14 protein-coding genes and 5 pseudogenes are annotated in these 21,656 nt (G+C 59.3%); 11 read left to right on the top strand and 8 right to left on the bottom strand.

What is annotated here, in order from left to right:
* Window positions 1–73: 73 nt before the first annotated feature.
* Window positions 74–1,028 (top strand): annotated as a pseudogene (locus tag ACSMXM_RS16865) (IS630 family transposase).
* Window positions 1,029–1,109: 81 nt separating this feature from the next.
* Here the strand turns inward: ACSMXM_RS16865 and ACSMXM_RS16860 are convergent.
* From ACSMXM_RS16860 to ACSMXM_RS16845, 4 genes are all read right to left on the bottom strand, one after another.
* Entirely contained in the window at window positions 1,110–1,865 is a 756-nt protein-coding gene (locus ACSMXM_RS16860; protein ID WP_460317642.1) for an SDR family NAD(P)-dependent oxidoreductase, read from the bottom strand.
* Between the two features lie 66 nt (window positions 1,866–1,931).
* Window positions 1,932–4,271, bottom strand: a complete 2,340-nt coding sequence (locus tag ACSMXM_RS16855) for a TonB-dependent receptor (RefSeq protein ID WP_460317641.1) — start codon at window positions 4,269–4,271, stop codon at window positions 1,932–1,934.
* Between the two features lie 237 nt (window positions 4,272–4,508).
* A complete protein-coding gene (locus ACSMXM_RS16850) occupies window positions 4,509–5,855 on the bottom strand; it encodes a spinster family MFS transporter (protein WP_460317640.1) in 1,347 nt (448 codons plus the stop codon).
* Window positions 5,856–5,886: 31 nt separating this feature from the next.
* A complete protein-coding gene (locus tag ACSMXM_RS16845; protein WP_460317639.1) occupies window positions 5,887–6,168 on the bottom strand; it encodes a glutathione S-transferase N-terminal domain-containing protein in 282 nt (93 codons plus the stop codon).
* Window positions 6,169–6,469: 301 nt separating this feature from the next.
* Here ACSMXM_RS16845 and ACSMXM_RS16840 point away from each other — a divergent pair, with 301 nt between their 5' ends.
* The 3 genes and pseudogenes from ACSMXM_RS16840 to ACSMXM_RS16830 form a co-directional block, all read left to right on the top strand.
* Window positions 6,470–7,306 carry an enoyl-CoA hydratase gene (locus ACSMXM_RS16840; RefSeq protein ID WP_460317638.1) on the top strand — a complete coding sequence of 279 codons (837 nt, stop codon included), beginning with the start codon at window positions 6,470–6,472 and terminating at the stop codon, window positions 7,304–7,306.
* Entirely contained in the window at window positions 7,303–8,094 is a 792-nt protein-coding gene (locus tag ACSMXM_RS16835; RefSeq protein WP_460317637.1) for an SDR family NAD(P)-dependent oxidoreductase, read from the top strand. Before ACSMXM_RS16840 ends, ACSMXM_RS16835 begins: the two co-directional genes overlap by 4 nt.
* Window positions 8,095–8,261: 167 nt before the next feature.
* Window positions 8,262–8,847 (top strand): annotated as a pseudogene (locus ACSMXM_RS16830) (IS630 family transposase); the annotation flags it as partial.
* Between the two features lie 127 nt (window positions 8,848–8,974).
* Here ACSMXM_RS16830 and ACSMXM_RS16825 read toward each other — a convergent pair.
* On the bottom strand, window positions 8,975–11,194 hold the full coding sequence (locus ACSMXM_RS16825; RefSeq protein WP_460317636.1) for a CoA transferase: 2,220 nt from the start codon (window positions 11,192–11,194) through the stop codon (window positions 8,975–8,977).
* Between the two features lie 318 nt (window positions 11,195–11,512).
* Here ACSMXM_RS16825 and ACSMXM_RS16820 point away from each other — a divergent pair, with 318 nt between their 5' ends.
* From ACSMXM_RS16820 to ACSMXM_RS16805, 4 genes are all read left to right on the top strand, one after another.
* Window positions 11,513–12,688 carry a thiolase family protein gene (locus tag ACSMXM_RS16820; protein ID WP_460317635.1) on the top strand — a complete coding sequence of 392 codons (1,176 nt, stop codon included), beginning with the start codon at window positions 11,513–11,515 and terminating at the stop codon, window positions 12,686–12,688.
* Between the two features lie 45 nt (window positions 12,689–12,733).
* Window positions 12,734–14,350, top strand: coding sequence for an AMP-binding protein (locus tag ACSMXM_RS16815; RefSeq protein WP_460317634.1), 1,617 nt, complete (start codon window positions 12,734–12,736; stop codon window positions 14,348–14,350).
* Between the two features lie 154 nt (window positions 14,351–14,504).
* The gene (locus ACSMXM_RS16810) at window positions 14,505–15,713 is read left to right on the top strand and encodes an amidohydrolase family protein (RefSeq protein WP_460317633.1); all 1,209 of its coding nucleotides are present in this window, start codon (window positions 14,505–14,507) and stop codon (window positions 15,711–15,713) included.
* Window positions 15,714–15,776: 63 nt separating this feature from the next.
* On the top strand, window positions 15,777–16,187 hold the full coding sequence (locus ACSMXM_RS16805; protein WP_460317632.1) for a Zn-ribbon domain-containing OB-fold protein: 411 nt from the start codon (window positions 15,777–15,779) through the stop codon (window positions 16,185–16,187).
* A gap of 448 nt (window positions 16,188–16,635) precedes the next feature.
* On the opposite strand, the gene ACSMXM_RS16800 is transcribed toward ACSMXM_RS16805, so the two are convergent.
* Window positions 16,636–16,812: a glutathione S-transferase N-terminal domain-containing protein gene (locus ACSMXM_RS16800; protein WP_460317631.1), complete on the bottom strand. Its 177-nt coding sequence runs from the start codon at window positions 16,810–16,812 to the stop codon at window positions 16,636–16,638.
* Window positions 16,813–17,135: 323 nt separating this feature from the next.
* A pseudogene (locus ACSMXM_RS16795) lies at window positions 17,136–17,495 on the bottom strand (transposase); the annotation flags it as partial.
* A gap of 104 nt (window positions 17,496–17,599) precedes the next feature.
* Here ACSMXM_RS16795 and ACSMXM_RS16790 point away from each other — a divergent pair.
* The 3 genes and pseudogenes from ACSMXM_RS16790 to ACSMXM_RS16780 form a co-directional block, all read left to right on the top strand.
* Window positions 17,600–18,384 (top strand): annotated as a pseudogene (locus ACSMXM_RS16790) (DDE-type integrase/transposase/recombinase); the annotation flags it as partial.
* A 269-nt stretch (window positions 18,385–18,653) separates the two neighbouring features.
* Window positions 18,654–19,841, top strand: a complete 1,188-nt coding sequence (locus ACSMXM_RS16785; RefSeq protein ID WP_460317630.1) for a molybdopterin molybdotransferase MoeA — start codon at window positions 18,654–18,656, stop codon at window positions 19,839–19,841.
* Window positions 19,842–20,043: 202 nt separating this feature from the next.
* Entirely contained in the window at window positions 20,044–20,805 is a 762-nt protein-coding gene (locus ACSMXM_RS16780; protein WP_460317649.1) for an NRDE family protein, read from the top strand.
* Window positions 20,806–20,969: 164 nt separating this feature from the next.
* Here ACSMXM_RS16780 and ACSMXM_RS16775 read toward each other — a convergent pair.
* Window positions 20,970–21,503, bottom strand: a pseudogene (locus tag ACSMXM_RS16775) (DUF4139 domain-containing protein); the annotation flags it as partial.
* Window positions 21,504–21,656: the final 153 nt, after the last annotated feature.

Raw genomic sequence — 21,656 nt, 5'->3', positions numbered from 1 at the left:
CCTGAATCGCGAGGGATCCCATCGGCGGGGAGATTATGATTCATCTTTCGTGCTGGGCAGGAGGCCAGCATGAATGGCCAGAGCACTATCGCAGGATTTACGGGATCGGGTTGTTGCGGCGATCGAAGGCGGGCTGAGTTGCCGGGCGGCGGCGGCTCGTTTCGGGGTTGGGGTCGCTACGGCAGTCCGTTGGCGGCAGATGGCACGCGAACATGGCCGCGCCATCGCTGGCAAGCCCGGTGGCAATCAGCGTTCCTCGAAGACCGACCGCTATGCCGATCTGATCATGGCGCTGCTGGATGAGGATCGCGATATCACGCTGGCCGAGATCAAGTCGGGTCTTGCAGGGCAAGACGTGCACGTCGGGATCGGCACCTTGTGGCGGTTCTTCGACTGGCGCGGGATCACGCGCAAAAAAAGACTGGGCACGCGATCGAGCAGGATCGCCCCGACATCCTGAGCCAGCGCCAGACTTGGTTCGACGGTCAGCTCGATCTGGAGCCGGAGCATCTCGTGTTTATCGACGAGACCCCGGCCTCCGCCGGGGCAGGCTCTGGACCGCGACCAACATGACCCGCAGCCATGGCCGCTGCACCAGGGGCGAGCGCCTGCGCATGGGCTTCCCCACGGCCATCGCAAAACGACCACGCTGGTCGCCGGGCTGCGTATGACCGGCATGGTCGCGCCAATGGTGCTCGATGGTCCGATCAACGGCGACTGGTTCGAGGCTTATGTGACGCAGGTTCGACCTGGCGATGTTGTGATCATGGACAATCTGTCGAGCCACAAGCGTGCATCGGTGCGCGAGCGGATCGAAGCGGCCGGCGCAACCCTGCGCTTCCTTCCCCCCGACAGCCCCGACTTCAATCCCATCGAGAAGGCGTTCTCGCGGCTCAAGGCCATGCTGCGAAAGCTTGGCGAACGAACCGTCGTCGGCCTCTGGGGGGCTCATCAGGCAGCTCGTCGATATCTTCCAGCCAGACGAAGGCGCCAATTACTTCAGCTCGTGTGGATATGATCCAGCATGATCGGAAAACGCTCTAGAATTGGGTTTTGCAAGGGGCAGGGCGTGCGGCGGCGATTGCGCTTTTGATCGCAAAGGCACCACCTTAGTGCAAGGTGCGTCCACCATCGGCGGCAAGCGCTGCGCCCGTGATATAGGATGATGCCTCGCTGCTCAGAAACAGGATTGCCTCGGCCATTTCCTCAGGCCTTGCCACGCGTTTCATGGCATATTGCTGCACGAAAGGCGCATTGTCGGCTGGCCCGTCGCCCAAAAGGCCCGATACCATCGGCGTATCGACGATGCCGGGACAGAGGACATTGCAGCGAACCGATGGGGCGAGTTCCGCAGCCAACGCCTTAGTAAAGGCCATTGCCCCGGCCTTGGATGCCGCATAGCCGGTTCCACCCGGCGCATTGGGCAGGATGGCCTGCCCTGATGCGACGGTCACAATGGTCGCATTTCCAGCTGCGCGCAGCCACGGCAATGCCGCGCGGCAGAGATGGAACAACGCATCCAGGTTGACTGACATCATGCGCCGCCATGTTTCATCGGCCATGCTGTCGAGCGCGGCCATCGCGGAATATCCGGCGCAATGGACAAGACCGTCGATGCCGCCCAGTCTTCCCGAAGCCGTATCGACGGCTGCGGCGATCTGAGCTGGCTGGCACAGGTCGCAAGGGATCGTGGTGACGCCATCGGCTGTGTCGATCGCGGCAAGACCGCTGGGATCAATGTCCAGCACGGCAACGTCGGCCCCTTGGCGGGCGAACAATTGCGTCGTCGCCTTGCCTATTCCCGATGCGCCGCCGGTCACGATGATCCGCCGCCCGGCCAGTTTCAGGTTTTTCGAATGTGCCAAGTCATTATCCCGAACTGTCCCGATAACGGCGCGCGGCGGTAATGCCGCGCGCCTTTTCCGCAATGTCTAGAAGCGATAGGTTGCCTCGAGGCCATAGGTTCTCGGCGCACCGAGGATGACGCCGGCGAAACCGACATTGAGCGTGATATCGGTGCCGCCGCCAATATACTCCTCATCCAGCAGGTTCTTGGCAAAGGCGGCAACGCTTAGCGATGTGCCAAGGGCATCGGCAAGCTCGACCCTAGCGTTGACCAGTGTAAATGGCGGTATACGCGAGGAAAGCGATGGCGCGCCGATCGACGGGTCGAAATTGACATCGGCATAATTGCTCGTGCTTTGATGATAGACATCGCCGTGCAAGATCATGTCACCGATCGCCGGCGCCAGCGGCAGGGTCCAGCTTGCATTGGCGCTGAACGCCCATTTCGGTGCGCCGGCAAAGGCCGATCCGCTCAGATCGGCGCCCGACGATAGATCGGTGAACTGCTTATAGGTGGCATCGATATACGAAACGCTGCCGCCAAGTTCGAAATAGTTCGATGGATCGATGGTGATGTCGGCCTCGACACCCCTGATCCGCGCGGATGCTGCGTTGATGATACTGTTGACATAGACCGGTGGGGAGGTGTTGGGCACGAAGAAGCCGACCGAGCGCTGGATATCAGTGTAGTCCTGGCTATAGGCCGCAATGTTCAGCCTCGACCGGACATTGCCGACATACCACGACGACTTCAGCCCCAGTTCGAAATCCTTGACGATTTCAGGACGAAAGGGCAGCAGTTCCGACGGGCGGCCGCCGCCAAAGTTGAATCCGCCGGTCCGGTAGCCTTTGCGGTGCGCCAGATAGACGAGGACATCGTCGGTCACCTTCCAATCGGCGCTCAACGTATAGGTCAGTTTCTTGAACTTCTCGCTCAGCTGCTTGACACAGGGGTCCAGAGGCGTCCCGCCGACATCGGCATCGACCAGGCGGCAGATCCCGTTTGTCCGGCTGCGTGCGAACAGCGATCGGACATCGTAATTCTGGCGAATGCCGCCGGTGAGCGACACGCCTTCCACGAATGCCGGGCGATAAGTGACCTGCCCAAAGAATGAATAGGCTTCGTTGGTGATCGGATCGGCAAAGCTCTCGCGCACCGCCTCGAGCGGTCCGAAGCCTGCAAAGGAATCTGATCGCTGATAGTCGGAACCCTTCTCATAGAAATAGAACGCCCCGACGATGTAATCAAGCCTGTCCTGGAAAGCGGTACCAAGCAATTGTATCTCGTTGCTGTACTGGCGTTCCTGCATGTCCTCGCGCGATGAGAAGAAGTCGTAGCGCGATCCTTCGAGATCGAAATTCGTGTTGGACTTCACCCGGCGATAACCAAAAATGTTCTTGAGCGTGGCATTGCCCAGCGACAGTTCGCTGACGTTTGACAGAGTGAATGTCGTAATTTTCGTGCTCAGGACCTCGTTCGACAATGTCGAATGGAACGGCAGCGCCGCAAGATCGTCGAGTTCGCGGTCCAGCCCGCCCGGATCGGTGGAGTTCACGTAGGTTTCGGTCAGACTTCCGGGGCGATAGGCGTACAACTTGTACGCTGTTCCGTTCTCGTCGGCTTCGAATCCGTTCAGGACCAACCGGTTTTCGAACATCGTGCCCGGCATCCACAACGCCGAAATGCGCCAGCTGTTCTTGTGGTCGTCGTCCAGTCGCTGCCCGGTCGTGTAATTCCTGGTAAATCCGTCGCGCCGAGTTATCGAGCCGGCAGCCCGAACCGCCAGATCGTCGGTAAGCGGGATGTTGATCGCCCCTTCGAGCCGTTTTGCATCGTAATTGCCAAGGCCGGCCGTTACATAGCCGCCAAAGACCGGCTTGGGTTCGACAGGCGTGATAATCACTGCGCCGCCCGTTGTGTTGCGGCCAAACAGCGTGCCTTGCGGCCCTTTCAGAACCTGTACCGATTCGATGTCGAACAGTGCAGCGTTAAGACCTTGGGGCCGGTTCTGCACCACGTCGGCAAAGTAGACCGCCACTGCCGGGTCCTTGGTGATATAGGCATCGAATTGGCGCTGTCCGCGAATGGCGACCTGCAGGATATTCGACCCGAAAGGCGACGGGGTCATCGTCAGTCCCGGTACCTTTAGCTGAATGTCGGATACCTGCGTGATGTTCGCGCGGGTCAGCTCGTCAGAGCTGAGCGCGCTGACCGCAATGGGCACGTCCTGCAGGCGTTCCGCCCGGCGGCGCGCCGTGACGATGATGTCATTGCCGTCGGTGCGTGCCACCGTTTCGCCTGCGGGTTCGGCGGCTGGCGGGATTTCGGCCGTGGCAGATGCCTTGTCCTCGCCCTGCGACGACTGCGCGAAGGCCGGCGATCCGATTGCCGCTACGCCGATTATCGCCGCTGCGCTTGCCAACATGCAGAACCGTGTTCTTCCGCGCAATTCAGCTTTCGTGTCGTGCACCTTCATATCATCGCTCCCACGGTCGCTCCGGCCTTATGGTCCGGTTGCAACTTTGCTGTTCTTGTTTGTGTCGGCGATTATGATCAGGCCGTTGGCACGTGCAAGGTGCCGCCCTCTTCTTCCATGGACGTGATTGTTGGACGGGGTGGCGGCGCGGGCTTCATCAATTCACCTATGTAATAATTGCCTTCGTCAAGCGCCTTCCATTGCGCGCCGCGAAGGGCCCAGCCCGATCCAGAAACATAATGCGCTGGCGCCTGCCAATCCGAAATAGCTGAAGGCGAGCGCCACGTGGATACGCTCGGAGTTCCCCAGGACGTAATCGGTGAGAAACCCCACGAGCGGCGGCCCGATACACATTCCCATTAGATTGAAGATCATGACGTAAAGTGCCGATACCCGACCGCGGAGATGGGGCGGGGTGACAATCTGAAGCTGTGCGGCAGAAGGACCGGTGAACGGCTGGACCAGCGAGATGATGCCCCAGCCGACGATCGCAAGCACAGCGCTAGGAGCGACGAGAAACGTCGGAATGCACACGGCTGCGGCGATTAGGTTCACGATCGCATAATACCGTTGGTGAGCATCGCGAGTTCCGGCATGGAACCAGCGATCCACGATCCAGCCGCTGGCGAGAAAGCCCGGTACACCTGCAAAGATGCTGACCAGCCCCATCATCAGGCCAATATCGGCAATCGGTGTATCGAAGCGGCGCATCAGCATGGTGGGCAGCCAGCTCAAACCGCCATAGGTTGCCGCGGCCAGGAGGCCAAAACCGATGAAATGACACGAAAGGAATGTCCGGCTGCGGCGCAGAAAGTGGGTGAGGGTTTCCTTCCTGTCATCCAATGGCGCATCATCGGCTGGGCGATCGCCCGGCATGACCGGGATCAATGATGTGCGACCCGGCTCTCGCACCAGAAAGATGAGGGGTGCCACCAGCAATCCGGGAAGCCCCGTAAGGATCAACACGATCTGCCAAGGCTCCATTACTCCCAGAACCGGCAGGGTCATGGCTCCGATGGACTCGAAATGGCGGATTGCGGCGCCGCCACCGATGAATGCAACTGCACTGCCCAGAACCGTGCCCACGCCAAAGACGCTGACGGCGAACGATAGCCTGCGCTTAGGGAACAGGTCGGCGATGATTGAATAGGCCGCCGGAGACAGCGCAGCCTCGCCCACGCCGACCGCGACACGGGCCATGAACAATTGGGAAAAACTGTTGGCAAGCCCGCAGCCGGCGGCGGCCAATGACCAGCAGCCCGTACCCAGAAACAGGATCCAGCGCCGCGAAAAGCGATCGACCAGATAGCCGATCGGCACGCCGAACAGGGCATAGAATATCCCGAAACCGAGCCCCTGGACAAGGCCGAGTTGAAAATCGGTGATATCGAGGCTTTGGCGGATCGGGGTAACCAGCAGCGCAATGATAATGCGGTCCAGATAGGACAGCACGGCCATCAACAGCAGTATTCCCACCGTAAACCATGATGTTAGCCGGACCACGGGTCCCGCAGGCAGGATCTGTGCGTTCAAGAAATGCCTCCCCTGACTGCCGGTTCGTTTCTTAATGCCGGCAAAATCGATCACCCGACAATGGCAACAGGATGCCCGTTCCCAAGGAATTGAGGTAGGCGGTAATCAGCCGGCTGTCGTACAAGGCGGTACCATCGTCGAGGACCGTCGTGGGAATCTTGCCGAGCGGGTTGTGACGGCATAATTCCGCGTCTTCGGAAACCGGCCCGAGCCTTGACGTGATCCTTTCGATCCGGTCGGCCAGGCCCAGTGCCTTCCCCCAAAGCCAGATTTTTCGATAGAGCGGCGAGGCCGGCGCAAAGAACAGTTGCATCGATTTCTCCTTGGTGTGCCTTTGCACCAAGAGGACCTAGTTGGCGCAGGATTGTCGAGTGGCATTCCCGTTGCGCACGCATTAATCACATTCTTGTCAGTTAGCGCTCCACCATTGCCGTGCTGCTCCCGAAGTCCACTTATCGAGAGTGCAGAAGGGCGCGGCATGGCCGGAGGAAAGGACACTGGATGTGCGGCATTGCCCGGTCTTTGTTGCGTAACATCCTTGACCGCCCGATTTCCGACCTTACGATTATTGAGAATCCGTCAATTCTCAAAATATAGATCCTGGACTGTGCCTTATGAGCTATATCGAATATGAACTGAGCGACCGGGTTGCGATCATTTCGCTGAACCGTCCGGAACAGCGAAATGCGCAGAATGCGGCTCTGCTGAAAGAATTGGATGAGGCCTTTGACAAGGCCGTGGCCGATGACGAAGTCCGCGTCATCGTGCTCAGGGCAGAGGGGAAACATTTCTCAGCCGGGCACGATATTGCCGATGAGGTCTTTGACACCGACCCGTGGAAATCGATGTTTGACGATGTCGATCAGACTGGCATGATGCGCTTATACAACTGGGAGCTGAAGCATTATTTCGGCTATTCGCGAAAGTGGCGGGACCTGCCCAAGCCGACCATTGCCGTGGTGCAGGGCGCGTGTATCGCGGCCGGGCTGATGCTGGCATGGCCGTGCGATCTTATCGTCGCTTCGGACGACGCGCGTTTCAGCGATCCAGTCATCAAGATGGGCATTGGCGGCGTCGAATATCATGGCCATACATGGGAATGGGGCCATCGCAAGGCCAAGGAACTGCTCTTTACCGGCGGTTTCATCGATGCCGCCGAAGCCCATCGGCTCGGCATGGTCAATCGCGTGGTTCCGCGTGCCGAACTGGACGATGCGGCGATGGCACTGGCGACAGATATTTCTAAGATGCACCCCCATGCGCTGCTGATGGCCAAGCGTGCTGTCAATCTCACGCTCGACGCGCAGGGCCAGCACAATGCCCTACAATCCGCATTCGATACCCATTCGCTGGGCCACGCCAACGCCTGGACCATCTGCGGAAAGGTAATCACGCTCGAGCTTGAAGGAATGACCACGGCAAACAAGGCCGAGCGGGAAAGGAAGCCTTGAGCGGCTCTACGCACAGTGGCCGTTTGAAGGGCAGGGTGGCGATCGTCACTGGCGCGGGCCGGGGGATCGGCGAATCCATTGTCACGCGCTTTGCCGAGGAAGGTGCAAACGTGTTGGTGGTGACCCGCACCGCATCCCATGGCGAGGAAGTGGTGGAAAGCGCACGTGCATTGGGTGTCGAAGCCGAATTGTGCGCGATTGAGATGGGGAGCCGCGACGCGACCCGGAAGATCGCGGCCATGGTAAACGAGCGTTGGGGCCGGCTTGATATCCTGGTCCACAACGCCGGTTACTCGCCATTTGCCATGCTGCACGAAACGTCGGACGAGCAGCTTGAGAAGGCGCTGGATGTCGGTGCTAAATCGGCCTTCTGGCTGATGCAGGACACGTATGAACTGTTGCGGCAAAGCGATGCGGGACGGGTGATCCTGACCAGTTCGATCATGGCCGACCGGAACAGCCTTGTCGGTCTTTCTGCCTACACGATGGTAAAGGGCGCGATCAACGCGCTCGTCCGCGGCGCGGCCGTGGAGTTCGGGCCCGAGGGTATCACGGTCAACGCCGTTGCGCCTGGCGGAACCATGTCGGTATCCTTTGCCGCAGGCGTACCGGAAGACTTCCTCCAAAAGTGGGAGCAATCGATGCCGTTGCGCCGTGTGGGGCAGGGTAGCGACATCGCAAACGGGATGCTGTTCCTCGCCTCTGACGAAGGGTCATACGTTACGGGCCAGACACTTGTCGTGGATGGCGGGCAGGCCTTGGGAAATCCGATTGAAATGACCCACTAGTGGTCGCCGCCTGACACTTGAGTCCGATCAGGGATTCCCTGTGGCTTCGTCCGTGCGAGTCAGCGGGATGCGCAGTGGTATAGTCATCGATCTCGGTTCTGCGGACCGAGAGCGTCTCGAGCGGATCTGCAAGGATCGTAACGCCCTTCAGAAGCACGTCTGGCGCGCCGCCCGCCCACGCGATCGTCCTGTCGTTCGACGAGAAAAGCCAGATTCAGGCCCTCGACCGATCCCAACCTGGCCTGCCGCTCAAGAAGGGACGGGCCGGAACTATGACGCACGACTATAAGCGCAACGGTACGACCACGCTCTTTGCGGCGCTCAATGTGCTCGACGGGACAGTAATAGGCCGCAACATGCAGCGGCATCGCCACCAGGAATTCATCCGCTTTCTGAATCTGATCGAAGCGCGGGTGCCCGCCGACAAGGCAATCCACGCGATCCTCGGCAACTACGCCGCTCACAAGCATCCCAAGGTCTGCGAGTGGCTCCAGCGGCACCCGCGCTTCACCTTCCACTTTACACCAACCTCGTGTTCGTGGCTCAATGCCGTCGAAGGTTTCTTCGCCAGGCTGACCAAACGCCGGCTCAAACGCGGCGTCTTCCATTCGCTCGTCGACCTTCAGGTCTCCATCAACCGCTTCACTGGATGAGCACAACGAAAGCCCCAAACCCTTCGTCTGGACCGCCGATCCAGATAAAATCATCGCCGCCGTCAGACGCGGGCACCAAGTGTTAGATTCCAACCACTAGGTACTTGGGGGGCATCGGCTGCTGGCCAGTGGTACTTGGAAGCAGCCTGCCGCATCTGTGCCGCAGGCGGCTTCCTCCTGTTCATTTCTGGCGATAGAGGGCGGGACCGTTCACCTATACAGGGCATTCATCCAACCGCTGTACGCGCGGCAACAGCGCCCTTGTCCAAAAGCCTTGACACTTCGCTTTCGCTCAACCCGGTTTCGGACAGGATCTGGGCGGTCTGCTCGCCAAGCAGCGGGATCGGCATGTCGAGCCGCACGTCGAGATCGCCGAAATTCCAGAATGTTCCGATGAATTCATAGGCACCGTAGACAGGATGGTCGACGGCCGCCTTCAGATCGTTTTCGATTGTCGAACGGTCGTCGAAGAACGCATCCCGGTTTTCCATCGCCACGGTCACCGCTGGAAGACCGGCTTTCTGTAGCATCGCGACAGCATCGCTTGTTTGCATTCCGGACAGGCGATCTTCCAGCGTAGCAAAACCGCCAAGGAGTTCGATGATCTGTGGGCCAGAACCGGTGGTGGCATCGCTTACGGCGATCCACCCGTCGTCGCACTCATAGAGGCGCTGCGCGACACCGATGCCCATTTGGTCGCTGTCGAGAACGGGAAGAGGGCTGAGTTCCCCGTCCGGCAGGACCAGCGTTTCAAGAGTGGCGCTGCTCGCCCCCAGAAGCGATGCGGCGGTGAACTCGCCCTGACCCGTTGCATCGCGCCGCACCAGAGCCGCCAGCAACGCGACGAGCGAGGCCAGGCCGCCAAGATGGTCGATCATGCCGAACCGGCTCCAGCTGGGCGGATTGCCTTCGCCTGCCGATTCGAATTCCCATCCGGATGCGGCCTGGAACAGCTGGTCGTATCCCGGCCAGTTCCGGCGCGGTCCCTTGCGCCCATAAGAGCTGACATGGCAGTAGATCGCTTCGGGATTGCGATCATGGACAGCCTGCCAGCCAAAGCCGAGCTTTTCGGCGGCGGGCATGCGCTGGTTGTGATGGACGACATCGGCCCAGTCGACCAATCGCTCCATCACGTCGCGTCCGTCCTCGCTCTTTAGATCCACCGCGATCGAACGCTTGCTTCTCTGGCATCCGTTGAAGGCCCATTCCACCGGTCGCAGCGGATCGCCGCCGATCGCTTCGAGCTTTACGACATCCGCGCCCAGATCTCCCAGCAGCATCGGGGCGATCGGCCCGGCCAGGAAATTGCCGATGTCCAGGACCCGGAGCCCTTCGAGAGGATAGCGCATATCCGGTTTTTGCGTGGTCGGCTGTGCGACGGTCGTCGACGGCGCGCGCAGCGATATCTCGAATGGGCTTCCCGGCTGGCGCGTGTTGCCGAGCCGCGCATCGCGAACGTCGACGACATAGCCGTTGGCGTTTGCCTGTTCATCTTTGTAAAGCGCGCCCATGGGTAGGGCCGGTTGGGCCGATACGTCTGCATCCCAAAGTTCGGCCAGCCAATCGGTGCTGGGGCGGCTGGCAAAAATCGCTTCCACCGCTCCGCGATTCTTGCCCAGGCCGGGATACTGTACGACGGCGTCGATATATTTCGAATTGAGCCGGTCCCGTTCCTCGCCCGACATCGCATCCAGCCTGTCGCCGACGGATGAGGCAGCCTGCGGCGCGCCCATCGTATGAATCCAGTTTCCGTCGCTGCATTCGAACACGGTTGCGCCGCCATCCTTCGGCATTCCGTAAAGCACGGACTTGCTGGGCCGCTCTGCGCGAGACCAGTGCATCAACATCGGGATCAGCGCTCCTTGAAGGAGGCTGGTTGCGACTTTCCCCCCTCGTCCCGTCCGGTTGCGAACATGAAGGCGGACCAATGCCCCTGCCGCAGCAAGATAGGCTGCAAGATTGCTGCCAAGCGGAAAGCGCAGCCATACCGGGCCATCGCGTTTCACGGCGGCCTGTTCGTCGAATAGACCGGCGGCGGCCATCACCAGGGCATCGTCGACGGGCGTATCTTCACGGTTATGCCCTGCCGGCCAGCCACCGATGGCAACATGGATCAGCCGGGGAAACGCGATTTCGAGTGAAGATGTGTCAATTCCCATCCGTTCGGCTTCGGTGGGGAGGCGATCGTGGATAAGGATGTCTGCGTCCGAAAGCGCTTCCAAAGCCATGTCGCGGCCTGCAGCGGTATCGCTGTCGAAGCCCTTGCGGTGCTTGCCGCGATTCCACATAGCGTCCTTGTATCGATCGAGCGGAGCGACGCCGTTGGCATCATCGAACCGGGTAACCCTTGCCCCGGCATGCTGAAGGAACAAGGTTGCCATCGAGGATGCCTGGCCGCGGCCAAGATCGATGACATGATATCCTGCAAGCGGAAGTGCCTCGCTCATATTGCCTCTCTCCATTATCTACTCGCCTTCCCTTTTTGGGCTTTGTCGCGCAGCCGTTCGGGACCCTTTCAACTGACGTTTTCACAGCTTTGAAAGCTAATTAAGAAAATCCGTTAGACAAGCGCGCCCAGAAAAGTGATACTACGTCATTAATTTGCGAATGTCTGATTGATTCGGCGTTGCCGTGCAATCCGGAAAATGACCAATTCGGGCGATCGCAAATCAGGTGAAAGATCCTGAGGGTCTAGAAATATAGAGGCCAGAGGCCAGTTTACATATCCAAGGCGAAAAACCGCCACAGGAAATTTGAGAGGTTTGATGGCAGTACCCGCAGTGATTATTTCCGGCGTCGGTCAATCGGCGGTCGGCAAGCGGCTTGACCGTACGGCGATGGGCCTGACGGTCGATGCGATCAAGGATGCGCTGGATGATGCAGGCCTGACGCGCGATGATATCGACGGTGTGTCGTGCTATCCTGGGGCAAGGCCCGACATGCCAGCCTTTGGCCCGGTCGGTTCGGCCGAAATCATCGACGCGCTGCGACTCAACACTAACTGGTATTCAAGCGGACTGGAAGGAGCCGCGCAGCTTGCTGCCATCGTCAACGGCTATGCCGCGATAAAGGCCGGTCTTGCCCGCCATGTGATCTGCGTCAGGACCGTGACGGAAAGTTCGGGCGGGGCAGCGTGGAAGGAATCGGCCCGACCCAAGGATTTCCGCACCCGCGTCTGGGGCGAATATCAGTGGCAGATGCCTTTCAACGCGATAACGGCGATCCACTGGCTCGCGCTGTATGCGCAGCGCCATTTCCACGTTTATGGAACGAAGCGGGAGCATCTGGGCGCGGTGGCAGTGAATGCCCGGACGAACGGCTTGCTCAATCCTAAGCGGATGTACGACAAGCCGCTGACGATGGAAGACTACCTCGCAGCGGAATTCATTTCCTCGCCCTTTTGCCTGTTCGACTGCGACGCGCCCACCGATGCGTCGACCGTGATCATCCTGTCCCATGCCGATGCGGCGGACGATCTCAAGGCTGAGCCTGTCTTCATCGATGGCGTGGGAAGTGCCGGCAACGCCAGGTTGAGCTGGGACCAGGCCGAAATTCCCAGGATGGCCGCGTTCGATGCCGCTGCGATGTTGTGGGAGCGTTCGGACTTCAAGCCGTCCGACGTCGATGTCGCGGAGCTGTATGACGGCTTCAGTTTCCTCACGCTCACTTGGCTTGAGGCTCTGGGTTTTTGCGGGTTAGGCGAAAGCGGCCCCTTCGTGGAAGGTGGACATCGCATCGCGCTCGACGGCGAACTGCCGCTCAATACCAACGGCGGTCAGTTATCAGCCGGGCGAACCCATGGGTTCGGATTTGTCCACGAGGCCGTCACCCAGCTGCGCAAGCGCGCTGGCAAGCGCCAAGTTGGCGGCGATCCCAAGCTGGCGGTTGCGGCCGCCGGCGGTGGACCCATGGCAGGCGCTCTGCTGCTGGCTCGCCACTAGTCATATATCGAATGGAATGGATGTTTGTTAGATATGCAAGTTGACGTGAAAGGCGCTTGGCTTCCCGGTCGCACCACTACTCTGCTCGAAGCGTTCGGCAACGCGATGGAGATGCGGGGCCCCGACTTTGAATTCCTGGATTATTCGGGCGAAAAGCACACGCTGGGCGAGCTCGATCTTCGCAGCACCAGGCTTGCGCAGGGCCTGCGCGATGCGGGTGCAAGGCCGGGCGAATGCGTTACCTGTTTGCTCGACAACTGCGTCGAGCAGTTCATTCTCTTGCTCGCCTGTTCGAAGCTGGGATCAATATTCGTTGGGCTGAACACGGCCTACAAAGGCGAGTATCTGCGCCACCAGGTCGCCGATAGCGGTGCCGTCGTGCTGGTCGCCGAAAAGGAATATGTCGGCCGCCTGATAGAGATCGAGGGCGGCATCCCCGAGGCGCAGGTGCTGATCGTCAAGGGCGAGATGCCGGCGTCGATACCCGAACGGCTGAAGTTGACGTCCTTTAACGAGGCATTGAAGGGATCGCAGGCCGCACTGGATCATGTTTCCACACCGGACGATCTTGCCATGCTGGTCTATACGGCCGGCACGACTGGCCCGTCAAAGGGCTGCATGGTCAGCCAAAGCTATCTCTGCAACCAGGCGCGGCAGATTGCCGATTGCATGCATTACACCAAGGATGACGTGATCTGGACGCCGCTTCCCGGCTTTCACATGAACCAGTATAGCGCGACGATCATCGGTGCCTTGCTGCATGGTGCCAAGGCGGTAATCTATCCGCGGTTTTCGGTCTCCCGGTTCTGGCCGGAAATCGAACGTTCGGGGGCAACAGGTGTCCAGATTCTGTCGTCCATGATCACCCTGATTGCCGATGCCGATGAAAACGAGGCCGAAAGAAGGTGCTTTGGCCAGTTGCGGTTCATTGCCGGCACGCCAATTCCCGAGGAATATCAGAACAAGTGGAAAACACGTTTCGGCGTGAAGGACACAGCGCAGATCTGTTTTGGCCTGACCGAATGCGCGCTTGTCACAAGCGTACCGATCAGCGTGGATCGGCCTGCACATTCGTCGGGACGGGCGAATGACGATTTCGATGTGCGGATCGTGAACGAGCACGACGAGGAAGTGCCTGCTGGCGAATCGGGCGAGATTGTCGTGCGACCCAAGCGTCCCCATGTCATGTTCGAGGGCTATTGGCGCAAGCCGGAAGCGACTGCTGCGCTGATGCGCAATTGCTGGTTCCACACCGGCGACATCGGCAAGTTCGACGAGCACGGCTGGTTCTACTTTGTGGATCGGAAGAAGGATTATCTGCGCCGTCGTGGCGAAAACATCTCAAGCATGGAGATGGAGCAGGTCTTCAGAATGCATCCGGCCGTTCGGGAAGTCGCGGTCCACGCAGTTTTTGCCGAGACCGAAGATGACGTGAAGGTTACCTGCACGATCCACAATGACGCAGGTGTCAGCGAAGAGGAACTTTGCCGTTGGTCAGCGGACAACCTGCCCTATTTTGCCGTGCCGAGGTTTATCGAGTTTCGGCGCGAATTGCCCAAGAATCCAGTTGGCCGGGTTCTGAAGTACGAATTGCGCGACGAGGGCATTACCGAACGGACCTGGGATCGCGAACGTTCGGACGTGAAAATAGTCAAGCGTTAAGAGGCAGTAAGAGACAGGGGGCCCTGTTGAACAAAGGAGAGTTGGAATGAAGGTCGAAAATCTTATCATGGTGAGCGTTGACGATCACATCGTCGAACCCCCGACAATGTGGGACCAGCACCTTTCGGTGCAGCACCAGGCGATCAAGCCGCAAATGCTGCAGGATGAAGAGGGTGCGGACTACTGGATATTCGATGGCCTGCGTACAGGTGGCATCGGGCTCAACGCGGTCGCAGGCCGCGTCAAGGAAGAGTATGGCTGCGAACCGTCATCGCTGACGCAGATGCGTCCCGGTTCCTATGACATCCATGCGCGCATCGACGACATGAACGTCAACGGCATTCTAGCGTCGCTGAACTTTCCCACCGTTGTAACCTTTGATGGCGGGCTATTCCAGATGCTGGATAATCGCGCCAACGCATTGACGCTGCTGCGTGCATATAATGACTGGCATATCGATGAATGGTGCGGATCGTATCCTGGCCGCAACATTCCGTGCGCGATCATCCCGTACTGGGATATCAATGCCACCGTTGCCGAGATCAAGCGTGTGGTCGCCAAGGGTTGCCACGCCATCACGTTCAGCGACAATCCCTCGCTCAAGGGCCAGCCGTCCATTCATGATTCGCATTGGGAACCGTTGTGGAAGGTGTGCGCCGAAAACAAGGTGACGATCAATATCCATATCGGCTCGGGTGCGCAGGCACCGCATGCCTCAATGAAGTCGCCGATCGATTGCTGGATCATCACCATGCCGATCTCGATCGTAAATTCCGCGGCCGACTGGCTTTATCTCTCGGCCCTCAATCGCTATCCAGATCTCAAGATTTCGCTATCCGAGGGCGGTATCGGCTGGATTCCGTATTTCCTCGAACGGGCCGATTTCACGTTTGCGCATCATAGCGCGTGGACGCATTCGAGCTTTGGCGGCAAGCTGCCGAGCGAAGTCTTCCGCGAACATTTCCTGACCTGCTTTATCGACGACCGCTTTGGCCTCAAGAACCTAGATGAAATCGGCGAGGACATCGTGGCCTATGAATGCGATTATCCGCATTCCGACACGCTTTGGCCCCATGCGCCCGAGCGGCTGTTCGAAACCGTTCAGCACCTGTCGCCGAGCCAGATCGAGAAGATCACGCATCGCAATGCGATCGATTTCATGCATTTCGATCCGTTTACCGCGATGGGCGGAAAGGAAAACTGCACGGTTGGCGCATTGCGCAAGCTGGCCCAGGACGTGAGCACCGAGCCGCTATCCTTTGGTGGACCAAGCCCGCTGCCCGAAGGCGAAGAGCCGCGTGTCGTTACGTCGCAGGACATCACCGACATGTTCGCCTCGATCGAGCACAAGCAGGCGGCCTGAGCCGTAACGACGGGCTGTCGGTAACGCCAGCCCGTCACTTTTGACAATTACCGGGACTCAGCCATGGCAACTTCCTATCTTCGCACCCTGCCCGCTATCGACAATGCCAACCGTGCATTCTGGACAGGCGGCGCCGAAGGCAAGCTGATGATCAGTTGCTGTGGCGATTGTGGCACATGGACCCACCCGCCGGGCCCTGTGTGCCCCAAGTGCCTAAGCGACAATGTTGCACCGCAGCCGACGTCCGGTCGGGCGAGCGTCGAAACCTATACCGTCAATTACCGGGCGTGGGGTCCAGGAATGGATGTCCCTTACGTCATTGCGATCGTCATCCTGGATGAACAGCCCGACGTCCGGCTGACGACGAATATCGTTGGCATTGATGCCGAAGCCGTCACGATCGGAATGCGGGTCGCAGTCAGGTTCGAGAACGACGAGGATGTCTGGCTGCCGCAGTTCGCACCGCTCGATTGAAGGTGAAAGCATTTTGCGAGGCTGACTGCTACCGGGCCTCTGGCCGTCACATTGCATCGGGCTGATTTTCCGGGGCCGCTTTTAAAATACGCATCTAGCGCAAGGCAGTTCGCCTCGATATTCTTAAATCTAAGATGATCGAGTGCAACGCCAAAGCGGCGCGCGTTCACCAGTTGCGGAATCAGGACGACATCGGCCATGGTGACATTCGCGCCAAAGCAATAGGGCCTTTTTCGCCATCGACCAGGGCGGCACACGCCTTGACGCCGTCGCCGATCACGCTTTTCGCCCAATCGTCGAGCTACGCTTTGGACAGGCCCATACCTGCAAGACGTTGCAGCAGGCCGAGGTTTTGCAGGGGGTGGATTTCGCAAACGATCGCAAGGGCGAATGAGCGAATCCTGGCCCCCGAGACGGGATCTGCGGGCACCAGGGCCGTCTGCGGGTATCATTCATCGAGATATTCGCAGATCGCAAGGCTTTGCGTCAGGATCGCTCCGTCGATCTCAAGCGCCGGGAGAAGGACTTGCGGATTGATTCCGAAATGTTCGGCGCTCTTGTGCTCTTGCTGGCGCAAGATCGGCGCACACCGGTGAGGCGTTCGGACCCGAACACCGATGTCCATTCGTCGAACCGGAGATTGCTGGTGATGAGCGTGCTGCCCCGCTCGTAGCGCTGGCTGAGCATTTCGAAGAGCAGCTCAGCGCTGTCTGTCGTCAGCACCAATGGCACAGGTTTGAGGTTTTGATTTAAGGAGGATTTTGGCTTCGTCGTAGTAACGAAGGAACGAATCAATGGACGCCTCTCGCGCAAGGTGGTTTTTTGATGCTGCTTCGGCGTTGGATGCGTGAATCTATCCGGAATGTTGATCGAGGCGCTTTGGCCTCTGGCCATGATGGGAGTCCGCGGGGACTGTCAGGATTTCCGTGTGTGGCGGGCGGTTGAACATTATGCCGCCATGGCTTTGAAAAAGCGCTCGCCGGAGATTACGGCGAACTGAGCTTTGGCCATGGTCCACTCACGCGGCGGCATCTTCCACTCTTTCTCCGAGCGATTTAAGATCAGATAGAGCAGCTTGGTGGCGGCATCATCGCTTGGGAAGTGTCCCCTGGCTCTGACGGCTCGCCGCAGCTTTGAGTTCAGCGCTTCGATAGAATTTGTCGTATAGACGATCCGGCGAACCTCGTCCGGGAATGCGAAGAATGGAATAACCTCCGCCCAAGCGCGCCGCCAGCTCTGCCCGATAACGGGATGTCGCTGGCCCCAAGTTCCGCTCTCAAATGCGGTCAGCGCCTTTTGGGTGGCATCAGGTCCACACCTAAAACGCTAATCACTGGATTGGTCATCGGTCCTCTCCTCTTCTATTCCGGCACCATTATAGCGCCGGTCATTGAGGGGCGGGCCATCCCATAAAGCATGCTGGCGGATGGGGGCGAAGACGCATGAGGTATTCCGCCACCGAGAAGCTCGAGATCATAAGGCTCGTCGAGCAGTCGCATCTGCCCGCCAAGCGCACGCTGGCCCAGCTCGGCATCCCACGCCGGCCCTTCTACCGCTGGTATGACCGATATCGTGATGGGGGGCCGGAGGCGCTTGCCGATCGGCCGTCGTCACCAGGCCGTGTGTGGAACCGCATCCCTGATACCGTACAGGATCAGATCATCGAGCTGGCGCTGGAGCAGTCCGAGCTAAGCCCGCGCGAACTGGCGGTGCGGTTCACGGATGAACGGCGCTACTTCGTATCGGAAGCAACGGTTTATCGGCTGTTGAAGGCTCATGATCTGATCACCAGCCCGGCGTATGTCGTGATGAAGGCCGCCGATCGCTTCCATACCCGAACGACCAGGGTGAATGAGATGTGGCAGACCGACTTCACCTACTTCAAGATCATCGGCTGGGGCGGAGCCTGCCAAGGTTCCGGCGATGCGTAGCATCGTTGGAAAGCAGGCGGAGGGTGGATGTATCTGTCGACCGTGCTCGACGACTTCTCGCGCTACATAATCGGCTGGAAGCTGTGCACCAATATGCGGGCCGAGGATGTCACCAATACGTTGGACCTCGCGCTGAAGCCTCGGGCTGTGGCAGCGCCACGGTGCTGCACAAGCGCCGGCTACTCAGCGACAATGGTCCCAGCTACATCGCCGACGAACTGGCGGAATACATCGAGGCTCGGAATATGAGCCATGTGCGCGGCGCGGGAGATCAGTGATCGGCTGATCGCGGCCGGACTTTCTGCTGACACACCGGTCCTCGTCGGTTGCGATGTCTCCAGCGCAAATGAACGAATGCTGTCCACGCGTCTCGACCTTCTCCCGCTCACGGTTCTGGCAATCGCTGATAATCATCCTACAATTATTCTCATCGGCGAGGCTGTTCGGAGCGCTGAAACTTTCCCTTCTGCCCGGGAATTGCAGTATGTTGCGGACTGACGCATGACGCGATCAATCGGGCAAGGTGTCTGCCGTTATGCTATCATTCGACCAAGCAATCGGCATCCTGATAGGGGAAACCAAGCCGCTCGGCATGGAACGAGTGCCGCTCGCAAAAGCCGGGCGGCGAACGCTTGCCGAACCGGTCCACGCCGTACGCGACGCACCGGACGGTCACAGGGCAGCGATGGATGGCTTTGCGTTGCGCGAGATAGATATCAAAGCCGGAATCCGCTCCTTCGAACTGATTGGGGCGGCTTATCCAGGCCTGGACATTGCCCCGGTCATGGCGTGTGAAAAGGCAGTGCGCATTATGACAGGCGCCCGAATGCCTCTCGGTGCGGACCGTGTGATCCTGCTTGAGGCCGCTACCGAGAAAGCTGGCTGGGTTCGTCTAACTAGCGAGCCGCCCCCCGCCAGCCACGTTCGCACACAGGGCAGCGACTTTGAAAAGGGTATGCAGCTCCTTCCGGTGGGCCGGATGATTGATCCGCGCGCGATGGTCGTTGCGGCAGCTGCGGATGTTGCGGAGCTGACGGTATGGCACCGACCACGCATTCGCGTTATCACAACCGGGGACGAACTCGCGGAGCCCGGCACTGCCGCTGGACGGACGGGTGCAGTTCCTGACAGCTTATCGGAGGCGCTGCTCCTTTTGGTTCGACAATGGGGTGATCTTCCAGATGGGAGCGCGAGAATAGGCGATGAGCGCGAGGCCCTTAAATCAGCGGTGGCCGAAGCTGTAGAAACTGCCGACATCGTCCTCATCGTAGGAGGAGCCTCAAAAGGTGATCGAGATTTCGCACGCACTTCCGTCGAGGACCTTCACGCGGAACTTCATTTTGCCGGAGTCGCAATGAAACCGGGTCAACCAGTCTGGAGCGCTTCGCTGCAGAATTGCCACCTCCTTGGCCTGCCGGGGAACCCAACTGCTGCAATGACAATCGCACGCTTACTTCTGGCTCCTCTAATTCTTGCACTCGGTGGTGGGAAACCGCTCGATGCGCTTGCCTGGAAACAGGCGCCGCTAGCGCGTTCGGCCTCTGCAACGTCGGCTCGGGAGTCCTTCCTGGGTGCGGAGATGGTCGACGAGGGCCTCCGCCTCCTCGATGGTCAGCGAGCCTCGGGCCAGATGTTGCTCGCACGGGCCGAGTGCCTGGTTCGTCGGCCGGCGGATGCAGAGACGGCCCCCGCGGGTAATCTTGTCGACTATATTTGCTTCTAGAGTAACTTGGCATGAAGCTGCGAAGCTCAGCTGATGGCGTGCGCGCCACTGATTTTCCATTCACGCCGTGAAGCCGCTAGAAATCGTTCTTGCAGATTGTTGCTGCGGCAATTCAAAAGTAGTTTGTTTGCGTCCGAGGCTCTCTCGAATTCGTTCATCATAATTGTTGCCAATGCGGCAGCCGGGCGCCAATATTCACGTGATGTGTGTTTTGGCATTCGCGTGGCGGGCCCACCCCCGATGGATGCTGGTCGCTGCCGGCAATCGCGACGAATTACATGCTCGTCCTGCCGAACCCCTGAGGCGATGGAAACATCCGGATCATCTGCTCGCGGGGCGGGATCTGCAATTGGGAGGAACCTGGCTCGGTGTTTCCGAGCGGGGGCGGTTTGCAGTCGTGACCAACCTCAGGGGCTATGGCGCACCAGATCCAGGCTGCGCTTCACGCGGCGCGCTCGTAACCGATCTGTTGTCCGGGGAGGGCCGGTATGCCGATCCTGGCAAGGCTGAGCTTTCCGATTTTAACCCATTCAACCTCATCGTCGCCACTCGCGAGCGAGCCCGGTTCCAGTCGAATTGTCCGGAGCCTTTCCAAAGCGACTTCAAGCCCGGGATCTACGGATTGTCGAACGGTGAGCTCGACGAGCCCTGGCCCAAGACGTTGCGGCTTAAGGCCCACCTCCTCGAATGGGTCTTAGGAGGGGCCACACGTCCCGAAGCGCTGCTTGATGATCTGCGGGACGAGAACTTGCCCGCCATCGGGATAAGCTCTGGAGCTCCATTGGACATTCCGCGGGAGCCGCCGCTGTCTCCGATATTCATACGCAATCCAGTCTACGGTACGCGATGTAGCACGGTGGTGGCGATTGACAATCAGGGTCGGGGGAACATCATCGAGCGCCGCTACACGCAGGGGGGGGAAGTGGCGGGCGAAACCGCCCTGTCCTTTTCATGGTCCGGCTGATGTCCGTAGCTGACAAGCACATTCCATCGGACGCGTATAAAGCGAGCGTATAAAAGCGTTTTTAATGCGGCAAGCTATACCCGAGATAAACTTTCATCCTGAATTGCCATCAACGATCGCTGCAGAGGCGGTGACATAGCCTTCCTGGCTCGGCCCCAAAAAGGGGTTCTGGCATTGCTGAAGGTCGTGCCGCTCGTATTGTGGAGCGTGATCCAGCCTTGGAGGTCGATCCTGCCGTTTTTTTCGTCAAAGAGCGCCACATAGTCAGCGCTCCAGTCCCATCCGCGGCTAAGGTATGAAAGGGTCGCAGCACGCGTGCCCGCCCGGCTGCTGTCCAAGGCGACTGTCAACGTTGGACGCGCCAGCAATGCGTCCGGCACCCGGTCGAACAGCGCGCGGACCGGCAGGCCATCGTCTCGCAGTGCCTCCACGTGACCATTGGTTTCGATGACCACTCCACCATTCACCGCCAGCACCTTGGCTCTCTCGCGAGTTTCGGCGCCAGTAGCGGGATTGGTGCGCACCAGCGTGATGGTTTCGCCCACTGCCTTTTCCATCAAACTGGATGGGCTGAGCAGGTCATAACCGAAATTCTGTTCAACTATCGCTGCGTCGGGCACCTTCAGTGAAACCGTCTCCGCGCGAATGGCCGCACTCACATCAGGGAAGCTCTGATGAACTAGCCCCTCAGCGAGTGAACCGCCCCGGGATTGTCGGAGGCTCCAACTCCTGAGAAGGCGGAGCCTGTATGAGCAAGACAACGAACAAGTTTTCACCCGAGGTGCGCGCCCGTGCGGTGCGGATGATATTGGATCACGAGGGCGATTATCCGTCGCGCTGGTCGGCCGTGG

This window comes from Pacificimonas sp. ICDLI1SI03 (assembly GCF_054740865.1).
This window is presented reverse-complemented; position numbering and strand designations above follow the sequence as displayed.